Here is a 22,051-nt window from a genome sequence, read left to right as displayed (position 1 = left end):
TCTTTCTGTTGAAACTGGGTTTTCTTCGCCGTGTGGGGTTCACGACGGGCAACGGCGCCGCGGTCTGTCGCGGGGACGGTTAGGGTGCCGGGCAGAACGACGGCAGCAGATCGGCGGTGGCGTTCGCCGGGCACGGATCGAAGGTGAAGATCACCAGGGTGCCGAGCACGATGATGACGGCAGAGGCCACGTAGAGGACCATCTTGAACCAGAAGCGGGTGATGTCCTTTTCCGCATAGTCCTCGATGATGGTCCGCACGCCGTTGGTGCCGTGCAGCATGGCCAGCCACAGCATGGCCAGGTCCCAGATCTGCCAGAACGGGTCGGCCCACTTGCCGGCCACAAAGCCGAAGTCGATGGCGTGGACGCCTTCGCCCACCATCAGGTTGACGAACAGGTGCCCAAAGACCAGCACCACCAGGATGAGGCCGGAGAGCCGCATGAACAGCCATGCGTACAGTTCGAAGTTGCCCTTGCGCCCCTTGTTGCGCATGTACTCGGGAGCGATGCGGGCGCTGCGGGGAGCCTGGATTTCAGAGTTGACCGACATGAGTTAGTGACCCCCGGTGAAAGCGAGCGTGAGGTGGCGGATGAGGAACGGAACCATGACGACGACCCAGAGGCCGACAACCCCCCACAGAAGCTTGGCCTGGTACTTGGGCCCCTTCTTCCAGAAGTCGATGAGGATGACGCGAAGCCCGTTGAAGGCGTGGTAGACGATGGCCGCTACCAGGCCGGCTTCCAGAATGGCCATGATCGGGTTCTTGTACGTGGCCATAACGGCGTCGTAGGCGCCCGGGGATACCCGGACCAGCGCGGTATCGAGCACGTGGACCAAGAGAAAGAAAAAGATTGCGACGCCCGTGATGCGGTGTCCTACCCAAGACCACATGCCTTCACGGCCGCGGTATAAGGTCCCTGCTGGTGTCTTCGACACTGAATTACCCTCCCTGCATCGCAGAGGCGCAGCGTGGCTTCCACGCAAGAGTTGACGCCGGTGCGAGAGCGCTCTATAGCTCAAGACTAATCTAGGCTTCGCTGAGGGCTTATTCAATTTAGGTACGGCAGGGTGTGACCTTTTTAACAGCAGGGGCTTAACCGCCCGTGCTGTACCGGCTTCCACGGGGCGGATGAGGCCGGTCCACGCCCCCGCAGGACCTGGATTTTGACGCGGCGCCGGTTGGCGCCGATACGGCACCGGCAAACCACCCCGATGGGAGAAATCGGCCTCCAGGATGAAGGCGGTACCCACGAGGCTGGATTACCGTGGAGAGCGTGAACACTCAAGCAGCAGGCCGGGGTGCGGCCGACGACGACGCCGTGCTGGACCGTTTTCATGCCGTTATACCGGCCGGCGGGACCGGGACGCGGTTGTGGCCGCTGTCCCGCGCGGCGGCCCCGAAGTTCCTGCACGACCTGACCGGTTCCGGGTCCACACTGATCCGCGCCACCTATTCCCGTCTTGAGCCGCTGTGCCAGGGGCGGACCCTGGTGGTGACCGGCAAGGTGCACCGACATGCGGTGTGCGCGCAGCTGCCCGAACTTCAGGATGCGAACCTGGTGCTGGAGCCGGAACCGAAGGACTCGGCGGCGGCGATCGGTCTCGCCGCGGCGATCCTGTACCGGCGGGACCCGCGGATCATCATGGGCTCCTTCGCCGCGGACCAGGTGATCACCCCGGTGGAGGAGTTCCAGCAGGCTGTTCGCGAGGCGGTGTACACCGCGGCCGAGGGCTACATCGTCACGATCGGGATCACCCCGACGCATCCGGCCACCGGCTTCGGGTACATCCGTTCCGCCGGGGCGCTGCAGGTCCCCGGCGCGCCCTCCGCGCAGGCGGTGGCCGAGTTCGTGGAGAAACCCGACGAGCAGGTGGCCCGCGGCTACCTGGCGACGGGGGAATATTCCTGGAACGCCGGCATGTTCGTGGCGCCGGTTGACCTGCTGCTGAAGCACCTGGAAACCAACGAACCCGAACTCTTTGCCGGCCTGACCGAGATCGCCGAGGCCTGGGACACCCCGGCCCGCGGCGCGGTGATGCGCAGGATCTGGCCGGACCTGCCCAAGACGGCGATCGATTACGCGGTGGCCGAACCCGCGGCGGCCGCCGGGGACGTGGCGATGATCCCCGGTTCCTTCTCCTGGGACGACGTGGGCGACTTCGCCGCGATCGGGCGGTTGAATACCGCCAGCGAAACCTCCGGGCTTACGGTGCTCGGCGAAGGGGCGAGGGTGTTCGCGGAGTCGGCCACCGGCGTCGTGGTCTCCGATACCAAACGCGTGATCGCGCTGATCGGCATCGACGACGTCGTCGTGGTCGACACCCCGGACGCGCTGCTGGTGACCACCAAGGAACACGCGCAGAAGGTGAAGTCCGCCGTCGAACACCTCAGGGCCAGCGGCGACACCGACGTCCTCTAAAGCCGCAAGGCGCCCGGGACCGGCGGCGAAAGCCTGATCCTGTGCAAGGCCGGCGACCGTCCTCGGAACGTCGCTCAAATCGATAGAGTGCAGGTGTGCAGAAGATTTCAGAAACTCCGCTGGCCAATCTCAATATCGGCGTCTGGGCATCGCCGCTGCTGGATGAACTCCGGCGGTTCCGGCGGGACCTGCACCAGCATCCCGAGCTGTCGCACAAGGAATTCCTCACCACCCGGAAGCTGGCCGAGCGGCTGACGGCCGCAGGACTCGAGCCGCAACTGCTGGACGGCACCGGGCTGTTCGTCGACATCGGGGAGGGCCCGCTGGCCATCGGGCTGCGCGCGGACATCGACGCCCTGCCGATCATGGAAGAAACCGGCCTCGACTACGCCTCGGTCAACACCGGCATCAGCCATGCGTGCGGACACGACATCCACACCACGGTGATGCTCGGCGTCGCGCTGGTCCTGCGCAAACTAAATCTGGAAGGCGAACTGTCCGCCCGCGTGCGGGTCATCTTCCAGCCGGCCGAGGAGACCATGCCCGGCGGCGCGTTGGCCGTCATCGAGCAGGGCGTGCTGGAAGGGCTGCCGCGGATCCTGGCACTGCACTGCGACCCGCGCATCGACGTCGGCCTGGTCGGCACGCGGATCGGAGCCATCACCTCCGCCTCGGACACCATCCGGATCGAACTGCGCGGGCGCGGCGGCCACACGTCCCGCCCGCACCTGACGGAGGACCTGGTGTTCGCGCTGGCCGAGATCGCCGTCAGCGTCCCGGCCGTCATCAACCGGCGGATCGATGTCCGCAGCGCCGTCTCGCTCGTCTGGGGGCAAATCCAGGCGGGCGCCGCCCCCAACGCCATCCCGGCCGTCGGCTACATGGCCGGCACCATGCGCTGCCTGGACGGGGAAGCCTGGCAGGCCGCCGGTGAGCTGGTGGACGAGGTGGTCAACCAGGTGGCCGCACCGTTCGGCGTGGACGTCAAGCTCGAACACATCCGCGGCGTGCCTCCCGTGATCAACACCGAGCGGGAAACCACGCTGCTCGAGGCGGCGGCCCGGAGCGAGCTGGGGGAGGACGCGGTGACCCTCACGCCGCAGTCGATGGGCGGGGAGGACTTCGCCTGGATGACCCAGGAAGTGCCCGGCGCCATGATGCGGCTGGGCACCCGGAGCCCGGGCGGCGAAACCTTCGACCTGCACCGCGGCGACTACGTTCCCGACGAGCACGCCATCGGCGTGGGCGTGCGCGTCATGGCCAAGGCCGCCGTGCTGGCCGCCCGGCGTCACCGGGACACGGCAGCCGGTGCTACCCAAAAGTAACAACTTTTGAACAATCTGCGCGCGCCGGTAGCGATTGCTTCGCCGGTGGGGCGCGTGGGAACTACTGTAGGGTCATCAACTGTGCACCTGCAGGACAGGTGCTGTGCCACGCGGAGTACAAGTCAAACGCCGCACTTCTTGTGAAGCGACCATTGAACTGTGGCGGGGCAGACATTCTTTTATGGAGGAACATTGAAGACTTCACTGCGCAAGATTAAGCGCGGCACCGGCCTCTCCGCCGCGGTGCTGGGCGCGTCCGCACTGGTTCTGACCGCTTGCGGCGCACCGCCGGCCCAAGAGGGCGGCGCCAGCGGCAGCCCGGCAGCGGAAGGCACCGACTACCTCGGCTGCATCGTCTCCGACTCCGGTGGATTCGACGACCGCTCGTTCAACCAGTCGAGCTACGAAGGCCTGAAGATGGCCGAGGAAGAGCTGGGCATCAAGATCCGCGAGGCCGAGTCTCAGGCCGAGACCGATTTCGGTCCCAACGTGGATGCCATGGTGCAGGCCAACTGCGACATGGTCCTCACGGTCGGCTTCCTGCTGGGCGACGTGACCAAGGAGGCGGCTGCGGCCAACCCCGAGACCAACTTCGCGATCGTCGACTACAACGACCCGGAGTTCGGCGACAACGTCAAGCCGATCATCTATGACACGGGGCAGGCGGCGTTCCTGGCCGGCTACGTGGCGGCCGCAACCAGTGAGACCGGCAAGGTGGCCACCTACGGCGGCATGAACATCCCCACCGTCACCATCTTCATGGACGGTTTCGCCGACGGCGTGGAGTACTACAACGAGCAGAAGGACGCCAACGTCGAACTGCTCGGCTGGAACAAGGAAGCCCAGAACGGCACCTTCGTCGGCAACTTCGAGGATCAGGGCAAGGGCAAGACCAACACCCTGAACTTCATCAACGAGGGCGCCGACATCATCATGCCGGTGGCCGGCCCGGTCGGCCTGGGCACGCTGGACGCCGTGCTCGAAGCCAACGCCGACGGCAAGGATGCCAAGGTTGTCTGGGTCGATTCGGACGGCTACGAAAGTGCCGGCAAGGCTGAGGAGTTCATCCTTACTTCGGTTGTCAAGGAGATGGGCGCCTCGGTAGAGGACGTTATTCGGACCGACGCCGAGGGCAACTTCGACAGCACCCCGTACATCGGAACCCTGGAGAACGGGGGCGTGGCACTGGCCCCGTTCCATGACCTCGACGCAGCGGTTTCCGATGAGACCAAGGCGGAACTGGAAACCATCAAGGAATCGATCATCTCGGGCGAGATCAAGGTCGAATCCAAGTCCACCCCGCAGCAGTAAGCACGCAGCGGACCGCCGCCCTCCGTACCGGACACCGGTGCCGGGGGCGGCGGTCCGCGCTGTAAGCGGCCGAACCGGTTTAGGCTAGGCACAGCGTCCGGGCAGCAGCACCGCTCGGCACCGCGCCGCTGGATGACGACCGTCGTACCTACGGACAAAGAACAGGTGGGTTGGGGTTTGAAACTCGAGCTCAAGGGAATCACCAAGCGATTCGGCTCCCTGGTCGCCAACGACCACATTGACCTGGTGGTGCAGCCGGGACAGGTGCACAGCCTGCTGGGTGAAAACGGTGCCGGGAAATCGACGCTGATGAACGTCCTCTACGGGCTTTACGAGCCGAGCGAAGGCCAGATCCTGGTCGACGACAAGCCCGTGACGTTCGACGGCCCCGGGGACGCCATGGCGGCCGGCATCGGCATGGTGCACCAGCACTTCATGCTGGTCCCGGTGTTCACCGTGGCCGAGAACGTGGCGCTGGGCAATGAGGCGACCAAGGCCGGCGGCCAACTCAACCTGGAGGACACCCGGGCCCGGATCAGGGAGATCTCCGACCAATACGGTTTCGAGGTGGATCCCGACGCGGTGGTCGAGGACCTGCCGGTCGGGGTGCAGCAGCGGGTCGAGATCATCAAGGCCCTGGTCCGGGACGCCGAAGTGCTGATCCTGGACGAGCCGACCGCCGTCCTGACGCCCAAGGAAACGGATGAGCTGCTGGGCATCATGGGCCAGCTCAAGGCCGACGGCAAGGCCATCGTCTTCATCTCCCACAAGCTGCGTGAAGTCAAGGCGGTTTCGGACATCATCACGGTCATTCGCCGTGGCAAGGTCATCGGCGACGCGCCGCCCTCGGCCTCCACGACCGAGTTGGCGGAAATGATGGTGGGCCGCGCCGTCAGCCTGACCCTCAACAAGGAACCGGCCCGGCCGGGCGAGGAAACGTTCACCGTCGAGAACCTCACCGTTCGCTCGGCCACGGGCCAGCGCGTGGTGGACGGCATCAGTTTTGGCATCGCGCGCGGCGAGATCCTCGCGGTCGCCGGCGTTCAGGGCAACGGGCAGACCGAACTGACCGAGGCGATTCTGGGGCTGCAGGACCACGTGTCCGGCTCCATCAGGCTCGAAGGCCGCGAACTGGTGGGGCGCAAGGTCAAGGACATCATCGAGGCCGGCGTTGGTTTCGTGCCGGAGGACCGCAGCGTCGAGGGCCTGGTCGGGACCTTTTCGGTGGCCGAAAACCTCATCCTCAACCGCTACGACCAGCCGCCGTTTGCCCGCGGTTTGGCCATGAAGCCGGCCCTGGTCGCCCAAAACGCCGAGCAGTACATCTCGGAGTTCGACGTCCGCACCCAGTCCGCGGCGGCGGCGGCCGGTACGCTCTCCGGCGGCAACCAGCAAAAGGTGGTCATGGCCCGGGAACTGTCCAGGCCGTTGAAGCTCTTTATCGCTTCCCAACCCACCCGCGGCGTGGACGTAGGCTCCATCGAATTCCTGCACAAGCGGATCGTCGCCGAGCGCGACGTCGGCACGCCGGTGATGATCGTTTCCACCGAACTGGACGAGGTGCTGGAACTTGCCGACCGGATCGCCGTGCTCTACCAGGGCCGGCTGATGGGCATCGTCCCCGCCGGCACCTCGCGCGGCGAGCTGGGCCTGATGATGGCCGGCATGAGCGCCGAGGAAGCACAGGCACACCGGACGGACGCCGAAGTACAGCAGACGGACGCCGAAGGAGGCGAGGAATGAGCGCGGACGAGTCCGGCAAGCACAGGAAGCGGTCGAAACACGCGGGAACGCCCGCGGCGGAGGGCGACGAGCAGCGGCTCGAGGCGGCTGCCGCCCTCGGCGACGGCACCCAGGCACCGCCGGCCGTGTTACCCACGGGGGAGAGCCTGCACCCCGAGTTGCGCGCGCATCAGACCATCATGCAGCGGATCGTCTCCGGCAACGCGCTGGTGGCTGTCCTCGCCATTGTGCTGTCCCTGATCGCCGGCGGCATCCTGATCGCGTTGACGAACGAGGAAGTCGCCCGGACCTCCAGCTACTTCTTCGCCCGCCCGCAGGACATGCTGGCTGCCGGCTGGACGGCCGCCGCCAACGCCTACGCCGCCCTGTTCCAGGGCTCGATCTTCAACTTTGAGGGCGCCTCGTTCGCCCGGATGATCTACCCGTTGACCCAGACGCTGACCGTGGCCACGCCGCTCATCTGCGCAGGCCTGGGCGTGGCGCTGGCGTTCCGCGCGGGACTGTTTAACATCGGCGCGCAGGGCCAGATCATCATCGGCGCCACCCTGGCCGCCTGGGTCGGTTTCAGCTGGCACCTTCCGGTGGGCCTGCACCTGCTCCTGGTCATCATCGCCGGCATCATCGGCGGCGCGTTGTGGGGCGGCCTCGTCGGCCTGCTGAAGGCCAAGACCGGTGCCCACGAAGTGATCCTGTCGATCATGCTCAACTACGTGGCCATCAACCTGGTGCTGTACCTGCTGACCATGCCCGCGTTCCAGCGACCGGGCTCCACCAACCCGATCAGCCCGCAGCTGGATGCCACGGCCATGTATCCGCCGCTCTTCGGCGACACCTTCCGGCTGCACTGGGGCTTCGTGGTAGCCATTCTGGCCACCGTTTTCTGCTGGTGGCTGCTCAACCGCTCCACCATCGGCTTCGAGCTGCGCGCGGTCGGCTCCAATCCGCACGCCGCGCGCACCGCCGGCATCAGCGTCACCAAGGGCTACGTCGTGGTGATGGTGCTGGCGGGCGCCCTCGCCGGCCTGGCCGGCGTCGCGCAGGTGGCCGGCACCGAACGCGTTCTGACCGCGGGCGTCGCTGCCAGTTTCGGGTTCGACGCCATCACCGTTGCACTGCTGGGACGTTCGACGCCGTGGGGCACCTTTGCGGCCGGCCTGCTGTTCGGCGCCTTCCGCGCCGGCGGGGTGACCATGCAGACCAACACCGGCACCGGCATCGACATCGTGCTGGTGGTCCAGTCCATGATCGTGCTGTTCATCGCGGCGCCGCCGCTCGTGCGCGCGATCTTCCGGCTCCCCGAGCCGGGCAAGCTGACGGCAAAACCCCGTAAGACCGCAAGCACCGGAGGTGCAGCATGAGCACGGTTACCGCCACCGCCCCGCAGCAAAGCCCAGCCGCCGCGGACACCGTGCGGAACTGGAAGACGCCGGTCATCCTGGCCGTCCTGGCCTTCGCGGCCGTCCTGGTTTTCGCGGTCGGGGCACCGGACAACTCGGTGACCTTCCGGCTGTCGGACCCCAACGACCCGGTGGTGCTGCCGTCGGTGGTGCTCTCGGCCGTCGTCACCGGCTGGGTCACGGCCGTCCTGATGCTCGCCGCCGCCGTCTGGTCGTTCATGCTGGTCCGGTCCGGACGAAAGGTCCCCGGCTGGCTGGTGGCCGTCTTTGCCGTGCTGTTCGTGGTCGGATTCCTCACTTGGGTGGTCGGCAGCGCCCGGACCCCCAACGTGGCCCTCTACGGGCTGCTGGCCGGTTCGGTCACGCTGGCCGTGCCGCTGATTTTCGGCTCCCTCTCCGGCGTGCTGTGCGAGCGCTCCGGCGTCGTCAACATCGCCATCGAAGGACAGCTGCTGTTCGGTGCCTTCTCCGCCGCGGTCGCCGGATCGCTCTCCGGCAACGCGTTCATCGGCCTGGCCGCAGCGGCCGTCGGCGGCGTGCTCGTCTCGGCGGTACTGGCGGTGTTCAGCATCAAGTACATCGTCAACCAGGTGATCGTCGGCGTGGTGCTCAACGTGCTGGTTTCCGGCCTGACCGGTTTCCTGTTCTCCACCGTCCTCTCGGCCGACTCGGCCACCTGGAACTCTCCGCCGCGGCTGCCGATCATCAGCATTCCGGTGCTGTCCGACATCCCGATCATCGGCCCCATCCTGTTCGAACAGTCGGTGGTCGGCTACCTGATGTACGTCGCGGTGGCCGTGATCTACTTCGGCCTGTTCCACACCAAGTGGGGCCTGCGCACCCGTGCCGTCGGGGAGCACCCGAAGGCGGCGGACACCCTGGGCGTAAAGGTCAACCGGATGCGGTTCATGAACGTGCTGCTGGCCGGCGTCGTCGCCGGTTTCGGCGGCGCCTTCTTCACCCTGGTCCTTGTTTCCAGCTTCGGCCGCGACATGACCGCCGGGCAGGGCTACATCGCCCTGGCGGCGCTGATCTTCGGCCGCTGGAACCCGCTGTACGCGTTCTTCGCGGCGCTGCTGTTTGGCTTCGCGACCAACCTCCAGTACGTGCTCAGCGCCCTGGGCTCCACGGTGCCGAACCAGTTCCTGGCCATGCTGCCTTACGTGGTGACCATCTTCGCCGTCGCCGGCCTGGTGGGCCGCGCCCGACCCCCGGCCGCCAGCGGCGTGCCATACATCAAGGGATGACCGTGGAAGCACCAACGACGGCCCAGGTGGACTGGCACGCCCTCCAGCAGGCCGCGGAAGCCGCCATGCGGCTGGCCTACGTGCCGTATTCGGGCTTCCCGGTCGGTGCCGCCGCGCTGACCGACGACGGCCGGATCGTCTCCGGCTGCAACGTGGAGAACGCCTCCTACGGCTTGACCCTGTGCGCGGAATGTTCGCTGGTGAGCCAGTTGAACATGACGGGCGGCGGGAAACTGGCCGCCTTCAGCTGCGTGGACGGGGAGGGCAACGCCCTGATGCCGTGCGGCCGGTGCCGTCAGCTGCTGTACGAGTTCCGCGCGCCCGGCATGCTGCTGATGACGCCGGCCGGCGTCAGGACTATGGACCAGGTGCTGCCCGACGCCTTCGGACCGCAGCACCTGGCCTGACGGCCGGAACGCATCACCTAAGGAGCAGGACATGACCGAAACATTCGACGCCGTCGACATCATCCGGACCAAGCGGGACAAGGGAACGCTTAGCCCGGAGCAGATCGCCTGGACCATTGACGCCTACACCCGCGGGACCATCGCCGACGAGCAGATGTCCGCGCTGAACATGGCCATCCTGCTCAACGGCATGGACCGGGAGGAGATCGCTCACTGGACGACGGCGATGATCGCCTCCGGCGAGCGGATGGACTTCTCCTCGCTCGGCAAGCCGACCGCGGACAAGCATTCCACCGGCGGCGTGGGGGACAAGATCACCCTCCCGCTGGCCCCGCTGGTGGCAGTCTTCGGCGTGGCGGTGCCCCAGTTGTCCGGCCGCGGCCTCGGCCACACCGGCGGCACCCTGGACAAGCTCGAGTCGATCCCGGGCTGGCGGGCCCTGCTCAGCAATGACGAGATGATGAGCCAACTGGCCGGCATCGGCGCCGTGATCTGTGCGGCCGGGGCCGGTCTGGCTCCCGCGGACAAGAAGCTCTACGCGCTGCGCGACGTGACCGGGACGGTCGAGGCGATCCCGCTGATCGCCTCCTCGATCATGAGCAAGAAGATTGCCGAAGGCACCGGCTCACTGGTGCTGGACGTGAAGGTCGGCAGCGGCGCCTTCATGAAGGATGAGCGCAACGCCCGGGAACTGGCCGAAACAATGGTCGCCCTGGGCCAGGACGCGGGCGTTAACACCGTGGCGCTGCTGACCGATATGAGCACGCCGCTCGGGCTGACCGCCGGCAACGCCATCGAGGTCGAGGAATCCGTGGAGGTGCTGGCGGGCGGCGGCCCCGAGGACGTCGTGGAGCTGACCGTGAGGCTGGCCGAGGAGATGCTGCACGCCGCCGGCGTGACGGATGCCGACCCTGCTGCCGCGCTGCGGGACGGCCGCGCCATGGACGTCTGGAAATCCATGATCCGCGCACAGGGCGGGGATCCCGACGCCGGGCTGCCGGTGGCCAGGGAGTCGGAAGTCGTCTACGCCGAGGCCGACGGCGTGCTGATGCAGCTGGACGCCCTGGCCGTCGGCGTCGCCGCCTGGCGGCTCGGTGCCGGACGTGCCCGCAAGGAAGACGCCGTGCAGGCCGGGGCCGGCGTGCGGATGCACGCCAAGCCCGGGGCGGTGGTCCGGGCAGGCGAGCCGCTGATGACGCTGCTGACCGATACCCCCGAAAGGTTCGACCGCGCCAAGGAGGCGCTGCGCGGCGCCGTCGTTATTGCCCCGGAGGGGAGCCGGCCCGCCCGGCGGCTGATCATCGACCGGGTGGCCTGACCCACCCAGAACCCCAGCTGAAAACAACTGGGGCAGCACGGATATATATCCACCGGGGCAAGCTCTTCCCGGCGTTCCCCCGGCCCCGCTACGATGAAATGGTGCGGCCGGAGCGGGGGATGCCCCGGCGCACCGCGGGGTCTGCGGCGTTGAGCGATGGGGGCCCGGTCAGGGATCTACCCGATAGCGGCACAAGATGCGGCATGGCATCGTTGGACTAGGTATCCAGCGGACAGGAACACTTCGTGCAGACTTTCATGGACGCGCTCAGCGTCTTCATCATCGACGCGGCAGCGCAATGGTGGATTTACCCACTGCTTCTGGCTCTCTGCCTGATCGACGGGATCTTCCCGCCGGTACCCAGCGAATCGGTGGTCGTGGCACTGGCTGCGATCGCGGTATCCGCCGGAGCCCCGAATATCTGGCTGGTGGCCGCCGTTGCTGCCGTCGGCGCGATAGCGGGGGACAACATCGCCTACCTGATCGGGCGCCGGATCGGCGCAGACCGTTTCCGCTGGATGCAGCGTCCCCGGGTTGCTGCGGCCTTCGCCTGGGCCCGCAGGGAACTGGACCGGCGCGGCGCGCTGCTGATCCTGAGCGCACGCTACATCCCGGTGGGCCGGGTGGCCGTCAACATGACCGCCGGTGCCACCGGGTACAACCACCGCAAGTTCGTCCTCTTTTCCGTGGCCGCCGGCATCTCCTGGTCCTTGTACTCGGTAGCCATCGGGGCGCTGGCCGGGCGATGGTTCCATGACAACAGCCTCCTGGCCGCGGGCCTGGCGATCATCCTGGCGCTGCTGCTGGGCCTGGCGCTGGACCACGGCGTGAAATTGGCCAACCGGCGCCGTGCCGCGCGGCTGCGCGCTGCTGCCCCGGCCGGGTACCGCGGAGCGGAGCCGGCAGCCGAAGCGGGGACGGCGGCGGAAGCCGGGTCGACGGCGGAAGCCGGGCCGACGGCGGAAGCCGGCCTCTCCGCGGCGGCAGGGGATGCCGGCGCGGCCGCCGAGAGCCGGGACCCAGCAGTGGCGGCACGGCGCGATCCCGCCGACCAGCTGCCGGCAACGGGTTCGCGGACCGTCCGCTTCGAACCGTACGTTCCCCTGGCCGTGCCCTCCCGCAACCGTTCCGCCGCCGGACTCGACGACTGAACCCGGCGAGGGGATCCGCGCCGGTTCAGGCGTGCCCGGTGCTCGCGTAAGGTGGTGCCTGTGACTGAGCCTGAATACTCCGAAGACACCGCAGCCGACCTCGACGTCGACATCCGCAGCCTGCCGAAGGTTTCGCTGCACGACCACCTGGACGGCGGACTGCGCCCGGCCACCATCATTGAACTTGCCGCCGCCGAGGGCCACGAGTTGCCCTCCACCGACCCGGTGGCGCTCGGGGAGTGGTTCCGCGCATCGGCGGATTCCGGCTCGCTGGTCCGCTACTTGGAGACCTTTGACCACACCATCGCCGTGATGCAGACCAAGGAAGGCCTGTTCCGCGTGGCCCGCGAATTCGTGGAAGACCTGGCCGACGACGGCGTGGTCTACGGCGAGGTCCGCTGGGCGCCCGAACAGCACCTAACCAAGGGCCTGACCCTGGACGAGGCGGTAGAGGCCGTACAGGCAGGCCTGGAAGCCGGCGTGGACGCCGTGGAAGCCAGCGGCCGCCCCATCCAGGTGGGCCAGCTGGTCACCGCCATGCGGCATGCCGACCGCTCGCAGGAGATCGCAGAACTCGCCGTTCGCCACCGTGACCGGGGCGTCGTCGGATTCGACATCGCCGGAGCCGAAGACGGCTTCCCGCCCTCGCGCTTCAAGGACGCCTTCACCTACCTGGCCGAACAGCAGTTCCCGGTGACGATCCACGCCGGCGAGGCGGCCGGAGTGGACAGCATCGTGGACGCGCTGGTCAGCGGCCGCGCGCTGCGGCTGGGCCACGGCGTCCGGATCGCCGAGGACATCCAGGTGGACTTCGGTCCCGACGACGAGGACGGCGAAGAGGTTGGCATGGTCACGCTGGGCCGGGTCGCCTCGTGGGTCCGCGACCGCGGCATCCCGCTCGAGTGCAGCCCGTCATCGAACCTGCAGACGGGCGCGATCGCCGTCTTCGGCGAGGGTATCCAGTCCCACCCGTTCGACCTGCTCTACCAGACCGGGTTCAAGGTCACGATCAACACCGACAACCGGCTGATGAGCGGAGTCACGCTCTCCGACGAATACGAGTTGCTGGTGGAAACCTTCGACTACGACCTGGACGACCTGCTGGAGATCACCCTCAACGCGGCCGAGGCCGCTTTCCTGCCGCTGGAAGAGCGTGAGGCGCTCATCGAGTTCATCGGCGAGGGCTTCAACAGCCAGTTGGGCTGACGCCGCGATGCCGCACGCCGGACACTCGTATGAGCGGGGGCCGCTCCCGGACGCCCCCGCTCAGTCCGGCCGGGGGGAGCTCCCGGACGCCGCCGCTGAGCCCGGCCGGGGGGAGGCGCTCGCCAGGCTGCTGGACGTCGTGGCACAACTGCGCGAACACTGCCTGTGGACAGCGGCGCTGACCCACGAGTCGCTGCTCGAGTACCTCGTGGAGGAAGCCCACGAACTGGCCGAAGCCATCGAAACCGGCCACACCGGCCGGGCCGATGTTGCCGAACTCAAGGGCGAACTGGCCGATGTGCTCTACCAGGTAGTGCTGCATGCCCGTCTGCAGGAAGAGCGGGGACACTTTGATTTCGACGCCGTGGCCGCGGAACTGACAGCCAAACTCATCCGGCGGAACCGGCATGTCTTCCGGCCGGACGGGTCCCTGCAGGACAAGTTTCCGGAGACCATCGCCGAGATCGTGGCCGGCTACGACGCGGTCAAGGCGGCGGAAAAGCCGGAGCGGACCACGCCGTTCGACGGGCTTCCGCACTCGCTGCCGGCGCTGGCGTTGGCAGCGAAATCGCTGGACCGCGCGGCCCGGGCGGGCAGCGCGGCGGCGGAGCCGGAGCAAGCCAGCGCGTCGGCGGCCGGGCCGGAGCGGGCCAGCGCGGCCGCGGGCACCGGCGCGGCCGGTGCTGCCCGGGCAGAACGCGACGTCGGCGAGGAGCTGTTCGCCGTCGTCCGCCGGGCAGTCGAGGCGGGCGTGGATCCCGAGCAGGCCCTGCGGGGTGCCGTCCGCAGATTCCAGCAGCGCGTAACGGAAGAAAACCGCGGCGGGTGATCTCGATTAGTCTTAAGCCGGACCTTGCAGCCGGCCCCGGCCTCGCCTGCAGACATTCCATCTTTCGTTCCAACGAACAGGAGCTACTCCATGGCGCTGATCGATGCCATCCACGCGCGCGAAATCCTTGATTCCCGCGGCAACCCCACCGTAGAAGTTGAGGTGCTGCTCTCCGACGGCTCGATGGGCCGGGCCGCGGTTCCGTCCGGCGCCTCCACCGGGGCGTTCGAGGCGGTGGAACGCCGCGACGGCGAGAAGGACCGCTACCTGGGCAAGGGCGTCGGCCAGGCCGTGGCCGCCGTGGTGGACACCATCCAGCCGGCGCTGGCGGGCCTCGACGCCACCGACCAGCGGCTGATCGACCAGACCATGCTGGATCTGGACGGCACCTCCAACAAATCCGATCTGGGCGCCAACGCCATCCTCGGTGTGTCGCTGGCCGTGGCCTCGGCCGCCGCCGAATCCGCCAACCTCCCGCTGTACAAGTACCTGGGCGGCCCCAACGCGCACGTGCTGCCGGTCCCGCTGATGAATATCCTCAACGGCGGATCGCATGCCGACTCCGACGTGGACATCCAGGAATTCATGGTGGTGCCGCTGGGCGCCGCCACGTTCTCCGAGGGGCTGCGCTGGGGCGTGGAGGTCTACCACAGCCTCAAGACCGTGCTGAAGGAGAAGGGCCTGTCCACGGGGCTGGGCGACGAGGGCGGCTTCGCCCCGAACCTGCCCAGCAACCGGGCCGCGCTGGACCTGATCACCGAGGCGATCACCCGTGCCGGTTACGCCCCGGGCAAGGACATCGCCCTGGCCCTGGACGTGGCGTCCTCCGAGTTTTATCAGGACGGCGCCTACCAGTTCGAGGGCAAGTCCCTGACGGCGGCGGAAATGAGCGCCTACTACGCCCAGCTGGTGGCCGACTTCCCGCTGGTCTCCATCGAGGATCCGCTGGACGAATCCGACTGGGAGGGCTGGGCCGCCCTGACGGCCGAGTTGGGCGACAAGGTGCAGCTGGTCGGCGACGACCTGTTCGTCACCAATCCCGAGCGACTGCAGCAGGGCATCGATGCCAAGACCGCCAATTCCCTGTTGGTCAAGGTCAACCAGATCGGTTCGCTGACCGAAACCCTGGAGGCCGTGGCCCTGGCCCAGCGCAACGGCTACACCACGATCACCTCGCACCGCTCCGGCGAGACCGAGGACACCACGATCGCGGACATCGCCGTGGCCACCAACGCCGGCCAGATCAAGACCGGAGCCCCGGCCCGTTCGGAGCGCGTGGCCAAGTACAACCAGCTGCTGCGCATCGAAGAGGAGCTCGACGACGCAGCCCGCTACGCCGGTCGCGGCGCCTTCCCGCGTTTCACGCCGTAGTTCGGCCCGACCCTCGGTAATGTCTTAAGCGGGGCCCGGCGGCAAAGCCGGAGCCCCGCACGACGACCACGGTGAGGAGCCGCGAATGTCCACCCGACGCCCCAACATGCCCCGGGCCGGCCGCCCGGCCGGCAGCGGGCCTGCTTCGGGCGGCGTGGACGGCAAGGACACCGACGCGCGGGAACCGGAGACCGGACAGGTGATCCGGGCCGACTTCGGCCGGCCCCCGACCAGCTCCGCTCCGCAGCCGGATGCCCGCACCCCCCGCGCGCCGGACGCCGGCCAGCAGCGAAAGCCGAAGCCGCCGGCGAAACCCAAGCCCTCGCCGTCGGAAGCCCGCGCGGCCGAACGCCGGCAGCTGTCCGAGGCCATCCGGCAGCCGGCCGCACCGGCTGCCGGCCAAAAGCCGCGGCTACCGGCCAGGGAAACCCCGGCCGACGCCGTGCCGGTCCCGGCGAAAGCGTTCTCCGGGCGCCTGCTGGCGCTGGCCCTGGTGCTGGTATCAATCACCGTGCTGCTGGCCCCGTCGGTGCGGATCTTCATTGAACAGCGGGCGGAACTCTCCGCGCTGCAGGCGGACATCGCCGCCAAGAAAGACTCCAATGAACAGTTGACCAAGGAACTGGCCCGCTGGGACGATCCCGCCTACATCAAGCAGCAGGCCCGGGATCGCATATTCTATGTAATGCCGGGGGAGAAGCGGTACATGGTCACCGGCGCGGAGGGACTGCGCGAGTCCAACAAACATGCCTCCGCCACCGCACCCGAGGACCTGCCGTGGGTCGACGCCCTGTGGAACTCGGTGACCCGCGCGGCCACAGACTCGCCCGCAGCAGACTGACCTCCCGGCAGAGCCTGCCGAATCACACGGCCCTGCCCCACGGGCCGCAGCGCCAGGAAAGGACTGAGCCATGAACGACGCTCAGCGCACCCCCACCCCCGACGATCTCGACACCCTGAGCCGCCAGCTCGGCAGGCCCGTGCGCGACGTCGTGGAGATCGGCGCACGATGCGTCTGCGGAAACCCGCTGGTCGCCACGACGGCGCCGCGGCTAGGGAACGGAATCCCTTTCCCGACCACGTACTACCTGACCCACCCGGTCATCACGTCGGCGGTATCCCGGCTGGAGGCCGCAGGGGTCATGACGGAGATGACCGAACGGCTGGAGCAGGATCCGGAATTGGCCGCGGCCTACCGCCGCGCGCACGAGGAGTACCTGGCGGCCCGCGACGAGGTCGGCCGCCGGGCCGGCATCGGCGACGTGCCCGAAATCGCGGGAGTCTCCGCCGGCGGCATGCCCACGCGGGTCAAATGCCTGCACGTCCTGGTGGGTCATTCGCTGGCCGCAGGTCCCGGGGTGAATCCGCTGGGCGACGAAGCGATCGAACGTATCGCGGAATGGTGGACCGCGGACCGCTGCTACTGCCCCGGAGCCTGGGACGTGGACGGCATCGCTCCGGCCCGGGATCTAAGCCGGCACACCCGGACGCAGGGACTGACGGCCGAAGAGCTGGCCGCGAAGAAGGCGCAGCGAGCCGGCGGCAGGGAGGCGGCGGACGGCGACGGCGGCACCGTCGATGGTTCCATGTCCGGCCAGGCTGACGGAGGCGAGTCCTAGTGGCACGCGTCGGAGCCATCGATTGCGGAACCAACTCGATCCGCCTGCTGATCGCCGATGTCCAGGACGGCGGGCTCGCCGACGTGGTCCGCGAGATGAGAGTCGTGCGGCTGGGGCAGGGCGTCGACGCCACCGGGGCGCTCGCGCCGGAAGCGTTGGAGCGGACCTTCGCGGCGGCGGAGGACTATGCCGGCCAGCTGCGCAGCCACGGTGCCGAAACCCTGCGCTTTGTCGCCACCTCCGCCACGCGCGACGCCGCCAACCGCCAGGTCTTCGTCGACGGCATCCGCCAGCGCCTCGGCGTGGAACCAGAAGTGATCAGTGGCCGGGAAGAGGCTGAGCTGTCCTTCACGGGCGCCGCCAACGTCCTGGCGCCGCAACCGGGGGAGAAGGTGCTGGTGGTGGACCTGGGCGGCGGCAGCACCGAGTTCGTGCTGGGAACCGCCGACGGGGTGCTGGCCGCGGTCAGCACCGACATGGGCTGCGTCCGCTTTACCGAGCGGCACCTGCTCTCGGATCCGCCAACCGCCGCCGAGATCGCCCACGCCGTGGCGGGCGCCGAAGAACACCTGGCGCGCGTGCTCGACGAGGTGCCGCTGGCCGACGTCGACCGCTTGGTCGGAGTGGCGGGGTCCGTCACCACGGTCACCGCCCACGCCTTGCAGCTGGCCGAGTATCGTCCGGAAACCATCCACGGGGCGCATCTGGACGGTGCCCGGCTGGATGCTGCGTGCACCTCCCTCCTGGAGATGACGCGGCAACAGCGGGCCGCGTTGCCCTACATGCATCCTGGACGGGTCGATGTCATCGGCGCCGGCGCGCTCATCTGGCGGACCGTTTCCCGACGGCTGGCCGCACTGACCGGCGGCCGCGTGGACGGTGCGACCGCCAGCGAACACGATATTCTTGACGGAATCGCCCTGAGTGCGGCCACCCGGCTGCCGCACTGAGCTTCCCGGGTTCCGGGGACCAAACCGCTTTGCCAACGAAGGGACATCCATGCGCCAGCGCGACAGTGAACGGCCGGCCAGACGCGCGGCCGCGTCGAAGGCCTTCTCGCTGGGAACGGCGATCGCGGTGCTCGCCTCGTTGGTGCTTGCCGGCCCGGCCCAGGCGGACGACACCCGCGACAAGGAATACTGGCTGGACGCCTATGGGATTCGCGCCGCCTGGGACGAATCGCAGGGCGAAGGCGTCAAGGTAGCAGTGATCGACAGCGGCGTTGACGCGACGCACCCGGACCTCAAGGGTGCCGTGGTGGGCGGTACCGACGTATCCGGCTCCGGTGATCCCGATGGCCAGCGGGGCATCGGGCAAACGCCGGAGCACGGCACCTTGGTTGCCACCCTGCTGGCCGGACGCGGCCATGCACCGGAAAAAGACAAGAAGGACGACAAAAAGAAGAACGACAAAGAGTCCAAGTCCAAGTCCAAGCACAAGGACGAGGGGATCGGCGCCGGCACGGACGGCGTGATCGGGGTGGCACCGAAGGCACAGATCCTGACGGCGTCGACCTGGCTCGGCACGCCCAACCCCTCGGGCATCGGCGTCGACGAGCAGATCCCGGCGGCCGTCCGCTGGGCCGTGGACAATGGCGCGCAGGTCATCAACATGTCACTGACCAGCTCCAGCACCTCCTGGCCGGAGAGCTGGGACGCGGCGTTCCTCTACGCCGAACAGCATGACGTGGTGGTCGTCGCCGCCGCGGGCAACCGCGCGGGCGGCACGGAACAGTCCGGCGCCCCGGCTACCATCCCCGGCGTGCTGACCGTGGCCGGATTGAACCGCGACGGCGAGGCGAGCCAGGAGGCCTCGGCCCAGAGCATCGTCATCGGTGTTGCGGCACCGGCCGAAAACCTGGTCGGCGGACTGCCCGGCGGCCTCTATGCCGACTGGTCCGGCACCTCCGGTGCCACGCCGCTGGTCTCGGGTGTGGCCGCACTGATCCGCTCCAAATACCCGGACATGAGCGCGGCCCAGGTGATCAACCGCATCGTCAGCACGGCCAAGGACGCAGGTGTTCCGGGCCATGATCCGATCTACGGCTACGGCGTACTCGACGCGGAGGCAGCCCTGAACGCGGACGTGCCGGAGGTCGCCGGCAACCCGCTCGGCTCCATCGCACATTGGATTACGGTGCACCGCCGCGGCGAAGCCGCCGCCCCCCAGTCGGAGGCTCCGGTGCAGTCCAAGGCCGAGGCGCCGGATATTCCGGAACCGCCTACGCCCGTGGCGGTTCCCCCGAACAGCGAAGACTCGGTGCTGCCGGCCGTCCTCGTGTTTTCGTTCGGCGGACTGATCGCCGCCGTCCTGGTATTGGGCGCCGTCCAGACCCTGCGCACGCGCAAGGCCGTGCGGCAGGGCACGTCGGCGGTCGAGGAAGCAAACACGGACTTCATCCCGCCGATCCGGGAAGAGATCCGGAAGCCGGCCAAGCGCTGATTCTGCCGGGCCCCAGTGCTGTCATGCCCGCCGTCCGTACTTCGTGAAAAGTTTCACAAAAGCGGCTATACTGAGGGCATGGCACTCACTCCTGCTCTGTCCGATCGTCCGCGCGTCCTGGTGGTCGGCGGCGGTTACGTTGGTCTTTACGTCGCGCTGAACCTCCAGAAGAAGGTCAAGCGGCACGGCGGCATCGTTACCCTGGTGGACCCGCTGCCGTACATGACCTACCAGCCGTTCCTGCCCGAGGTCGCCTCCGGCAGCATCGAAGCCCGCCATGTGGTGGTCAACCACCGGCAGCACCTGCGGGACACCGAACTCATCACCGGCAAGGTGACGTCGATCGACCATGCCGCGAAGAAGGCCGTGATCACCCCCGCCGTCGGCGAGGCCTTCGAACTGGACTACCGCGACGTCGTCGTTGCCGCCGGTGCCATTACCCGCACCTTCCCGATCCCGGGACTGGCCGAAGCCGGCATCGGCCTGAAGACGGTCGAAGAAGCCGTGGAACTGCGCAACAAGGTCCTCGAGCGGATCGAAACCGGTTCGTTGCTCCCGGAGGGGCCGGAGCGGACCCGCGCGCTGACCTTCGTCGGGGTCGGCGGAGGCTTCGCCGGCATTGAAGCCATGACCGAGATCGAGGACCTGGCCCGCGCCGCCGTCAAGAAGAACGGGCGGCTGCGCCAGGAAGACCTGCGCTTCGTCCTGGTCGAGGCGATGGGCCGGATCATGCCCGAGGTCACCGAAGACCAGGCCGAATGGGTCGTGGAGCACATGCGCTCGCGCGGCATCGAGGTCATGCTCAACACCTCACTGGCCAAGGCAGAAGGCGGCGTGCTGGAGCTGATCAACATGCCGGACAAGACTCCCGCCGAAACCTTCGAGGCCGATACCCTGCTGTGGACCGCCGGAGTCCAGGCGAACCCGGTGGCGCGCAACTTCGGCTTCCCGCAGGACGAGCGCGGCCGGATCAAGGCCGACGCCACGCTCCAGATCATCGACGAGAACGGCCCGATCGACGGAGCCTGGACCGCCGGCGACGTCGCCGCCGTGCCGGACCTGACCGGCGGCGGAGTGGGAGGGTTCTGCGTTCCCAACGCCCAGCACGCCATCCGCCAGGCGAAGCGTCTCGCCAAGAACATCTACGCCGCCCGCTGGGGCGTGGGCACCATCACCGAGTACAAGCACAAGAATCTGGGCGCAGTCGCCGGCTTCGGCTTGAACAAGGGCGTCGCCAAGATTATGGGCATCAAGCTCAAGGGCTGGCCGGCATGGATGGCCCACCGCGGCTATCACGGGATGGCCATGCCGACGGTGGAGCGCAAGATCCGCGTGGTCTCGAACTGGTTCTGGACGATCTTCCTGGGCCGCGACACCACGCGCCTTGCCGACCTGCAGACTCCGTACCGCCAGTTCCGCGAGGCGGCTTCCCCCAAACCGCGCCCGCAGGCCGCCGACGCCCCCAAGCCGGCAGGGGCTGCCAAGGGCACCGAGGCGGACAAGGAACTCGCCTCCACCGGCCGCTAGGCGCACCAGCATCAGGCCCGGGTACCGCTGTGGCGGTGCCCGGGCCTCACTGCATTTAAGGAGCTCCCGGCGGGGCGGGGCCGCATAGAATGCTGCGGTGAGGATCAGGACGGAACAGCGGGACGACCGGTCGGCCGTGCTCCGGCTGGTGGCACGCGCCTTCGCCACCGACGACGGCGATGAACCGGTGGAAGCCCGGCTGCTGGCCGAGTTGTACGGCTGCGACGGCTTCCTGCCGGAGTTTTCGCTCGTCGCCGAAGAAGGGGGCGCCGTCGTTGGCCATGTCATCAGCACCCGCGGCTGGATTGGCGATGAGCCCGCGCTGGGGTTGGGGCCCCTTGCCGTGGAGCCGAACCATCAGCGTGCAGGGATCGGGGCGGCCCTGCTGCAGGAAACGCGGCATCGCGCCGAGGCGGCCGGGGAGAGCGTGATCGTGCTGCTGGGAAGCACCGGCTACTATCCGCGGTTTGGTTATCGGCCAGCCAGCGAACTGGGCATCGGTGCCCCGGATCCATCGTGGGGCGCCAACTTCATGGCCCTCCCGCTGGCCGGCCGGCCGGTGCCGGCGGGTGTTTTCCGCTACGCCGAACCCTTCGGGAGATTGTGAACCGGGTACAGGCCCATCAAGTACCCTAGGTAGGTGCCGGAGTGCTGGCCCCCGTAGTCCAATGGCAGAGACAACCGACTTAAAATCGGTCCAGTGTGGGTTCGAGTCCCACCGGGGGTACGGATTAAGT

The 22,051-nt window shown here is 68.0% G+C and carries 20 protein-coding genes and 1 tRNA gene; 19 read left to right on the top strand and 2 right to left on the bottom strand.

From position 1 onward, the window contains the following. Window positions 1–79: 79 nt before the first annotated feature. Both AC5RWG_RS14830 and sdhC read right to left on the bottom strand, forming a co-directional pair. Window positions 80–550 carry a succinate dehydrogenase hydrophobic membrane anchor subunit gene (locus AC5RWG_RS14830; RefSeq protein ID WP_494001494.1) on the bottom strand — a complete coding sequence of 157 codons (471 nt, stop codon included), beginning with the start codon at window positions 548–550 and terminating at the stop codon, window positions 80–82. 3 nt (window positions 551–553) lie between these two features. Beyond that, complete coding sequence (gene sdhC, locus AC5RWG_RS14825; protein WP_493987889.1) at window positions 554–937, bottom strand: succinate dehydrogenase, cytochrome b556 subunit; 384 nt, start codon at window positions 935–937, stop codon at window positions 554–556. 338 nt (window positions 938–1,275) lie between these two features. Between sdhC and AC5RWG_RS14820 the strand changes: the two genes are divergently transcribed. The 19 genes from AC5RWG_RS14820 to AC5RWG_RS14730 all read left to right on the top strand — a co-directional run bounded on the left by AC5RWG_RS14820 (window position 1,276) and on the right by AC5RWG_RS14730 (window position 22,041). After that, the gene (locus AC5RWG_RS14820) at window positions 1,276–2,421 is read left to right on the top strand and encodes a mannose-1-phosphate guanylyltransferase (protein WP_494001493.1); all 1,146 of its coding nucleotides are present in this window, start codon (window positions 1,276–1,278) and stop codon (window positions 2,419–2,421) included. A gap of 95 nt (window positions 2,422–2,516) precedes the next feature. Then, window positions 2,517–3,746, top strand: a complete 1,230-nt coding sequence (locus tag AC5RWG_RS14815; protein WP_494167237.1) for an amidohydrolase — start codon at window positions 2,517–2,519, stop codon at window positions 3,744–3,746. Window positions 3,747–3,938: 192 nt separating this feature from the next. Then, on the top strand, window positions 3,939–5,057 hold the full coding sequence (locus AC5RWG_RS14810; RefSeq protein ID WP_494167236.1) for a BMP family lipoprotein: 1,119 nt from the start codon (window positions 3,939–3,941) through the stop codon (window positions 5,055–5,057). Window positions 5,058–5,234: 177 nt separating this feature from the next. Beyond that, window positions 5,235–6,800 carry an ABC transporter ATP-binding protein gene (locus AC5RWG_RS14805; RefSeq protein ID WP_494092212.1) on the top strand — a complete coding sequence of 522 codons (1,566 nt, stop codon included), beginning with the start codon at window positions 5,235–5,237 and terminating at the stop codon, window positions 6,798–6,800. Next, complete coding sequence (locus AC5RWG_RS14800; protein WP_494167235.1) at window positions 6,797–8,158, top strand: ABC transporter permease; 1,362 nt, start codon at window positions 6,797–6,799, stop codon at window positions 8,156–8,158. The genes AC5RWG_RS14805 and AC5RWG_RS14800 overlap by 4 nt, the downstream gene beginning before the upstream one ends. Further along, on the top strand, window positions 8,155–9,444 hold the full coding sequence (locus AC5RWG_RS14795; RefSeq protein ID WP_494014406.1) for an ABC transporter permease: 1,290 nt from the start codon (window positions 8,155–8,157) through the stop codon (window positions 9,442–9,444). Before AC5RWG_RS14800 ends, AC5RWG_RS14795 begins: the two co-directional genes overlap by 4 nt. Window positions 9,445–9,446: 2 nt before the next feature. After that, window positions 9,447–9,851 carry a cytidine deaminase gene (locus AC5RWG_RS14790; protein ID WP_494001488.1) on the top strand — a complete coding sequence of 135 codons (405 nt, stop codon included), beginning with the start codon at window positions 9,447–9,449 and terminating at the stop codon, window positions 9,849–9,851. Window positions 9,852–9,882: 31 nt separating this feature from the next. Beyond that, the gene (locus tag AC5RWG_RS14785) at window positions 9,883–11,169 is read left to right on the top strand and encodes a thymidine phosphorylase (RefSeq protein ID WP_494167234.1); all 1,287 of its coding nucleotides are present in this window, start codon (window positions 9,883–9,885) and stop codon (window positions 11,167–11,169) included. Window positions 11,170–11,414: 245 nt separating this feature from the next. Next, window positions 11,415–12,320, top strand: a complete 906-nt coding sequence (locus AC5RWG_RS14780) for a DedA family protein (protein WP_494167233.1) — start codon at window positions 11,415–11,417, stop codon at window positions 12,318–12,320. Window positions 12,321–12,380: 60 nt separating this feature from the next. After that, window positions 12,381–13,526, top strand: coding sequence for an adenosine deaminase (locus AC5RWG_RS14775; RefSeq protein ID WP_494026095.1), 1,146 nt, complete (start codon window positions 12,381–12,383; stop codon window positions 13,524–13,526). 7 nt (window positions 13,527–13,533) lie between these two features. Further along, window positions 13,534–14,355: a MazG nucleotide pyrophosphohydrolase domain-containing protein gene (locus AC5RWG_RS14770; RefSeq protein ID WP_494167232.1), complete on the top strand. Its 822-nt coding sequence runs from the start codon at window positions 13,534–13,536 to the stop codon at window positions 14,353–14,355. Window positions 14,356–14,445: 90 nt separating this feature from the next. After that, the gene (gene eno / locus AC5RWG_RS14765; RefSeq protein WP_494167231.1) at window positions 14,446–15,726 is read left to right on the top strand and encodes a phosphopyruvate hydratase; all 1,281 of its coding nucleotides are present in this window, start codon (window positions 14,446–14,448) and stop codon (window positions 15,724–15,726) included. Window positions 15,727–15,811: 85 nt separating this feature from the next. Then, on the top strand, window positions 15,812–16,567 hold the full coding sequence (locus AC5RWG_RS14760) for an FtsB family cell division protein (RefSeq protein WP_494014400.1): 756 nt from the start codon (window positions 15,812–15,814) through the stop codon (window positions 16,565–16,567). A gap of 70 nt (window positions 16,568–16,637) precedes the next feature. Then, the gene (locus AC5RWG_RS14755; RefSeq protein ID WP_494167230.1) at window positions 16,638–17,345 is read left to right on the top strand and encodes a DUF501 domain-containing protein; all 708 of its coding nucleotides are present in this window, start codon (window positions 16,638–16,640) and stop codon (window positions 17,343–17,345) included. Next, on the top strand, window positions 17,345–18,295 hold the full coding sequence (locus tag AC5RWG_RS14750) for a Ppx/GppA phosphatase family protein (RefSeq protein WP_494026091.1): 951 nt from the start codon (window positions 17,345–17,347) through the stop codon (window positions 18,293–18,295). The genes AC5RWG_RS14755 and AC5RWG_RS14750 overlap by 1 nt, the downstream gene beginning before the upstream one ends. 49 nt (window positions 18,296–18,344) lie before the next feature. Continuing rightward, window positions 18,345–19,787 (top strand): S8 family serine peptidase, encoded by a 1,443-nt coding sequence (locus tag AC5RWG_RS14745; RefSeq protein WP_494167229.1) that lies wholly within the window; start codon window positions 18,345–18,347, stop codon window positions 19,785–19,787. A gap of 78 nt (window positions 19,788–19,865) precedes the next feature. Then, a complete protein-coding gene (locus tag AC5RWG_RS14740) occupies window positions 19,866–21,314 on the top strand; it encodes an NAD(P)/FAD-dependent oxidoreductase (protein ID WP_494167228.1) in 1,449 nt (482 codons plus the stop codon). 97 nt (window positions 21,315–21,411) lie between these two features. Beyond that, window positions 21,412–21,921 carry a GNAT family N-acetyltransferase gene (locus AC5RWG_RS14735; protein ID WP_494001477.1) on the top strand — a complete coding sequence of 170 codons (510 nt, stop codon included), beginning with the start codon at window positions 21,412–21,414 and terminating at the stop codon, window positions 21,919–21,921. 47 nt (window positions 21,922–21,968) lie between these two features. Next, window positions 21,969–22,041 (top strand) — tRNA-Leu (locus AC5RWG_RS14730). Window positions 22,042–22,051: the final 10 nt, after the last annotated feature.

The organism is Arthrobacter sp. Y3221160 (assembly GCF_059092585.1).
Note: the sequence above shows the minus strand (reverse complement) of the source record. Positions and strands in the feature narration are given on the sequence as shown.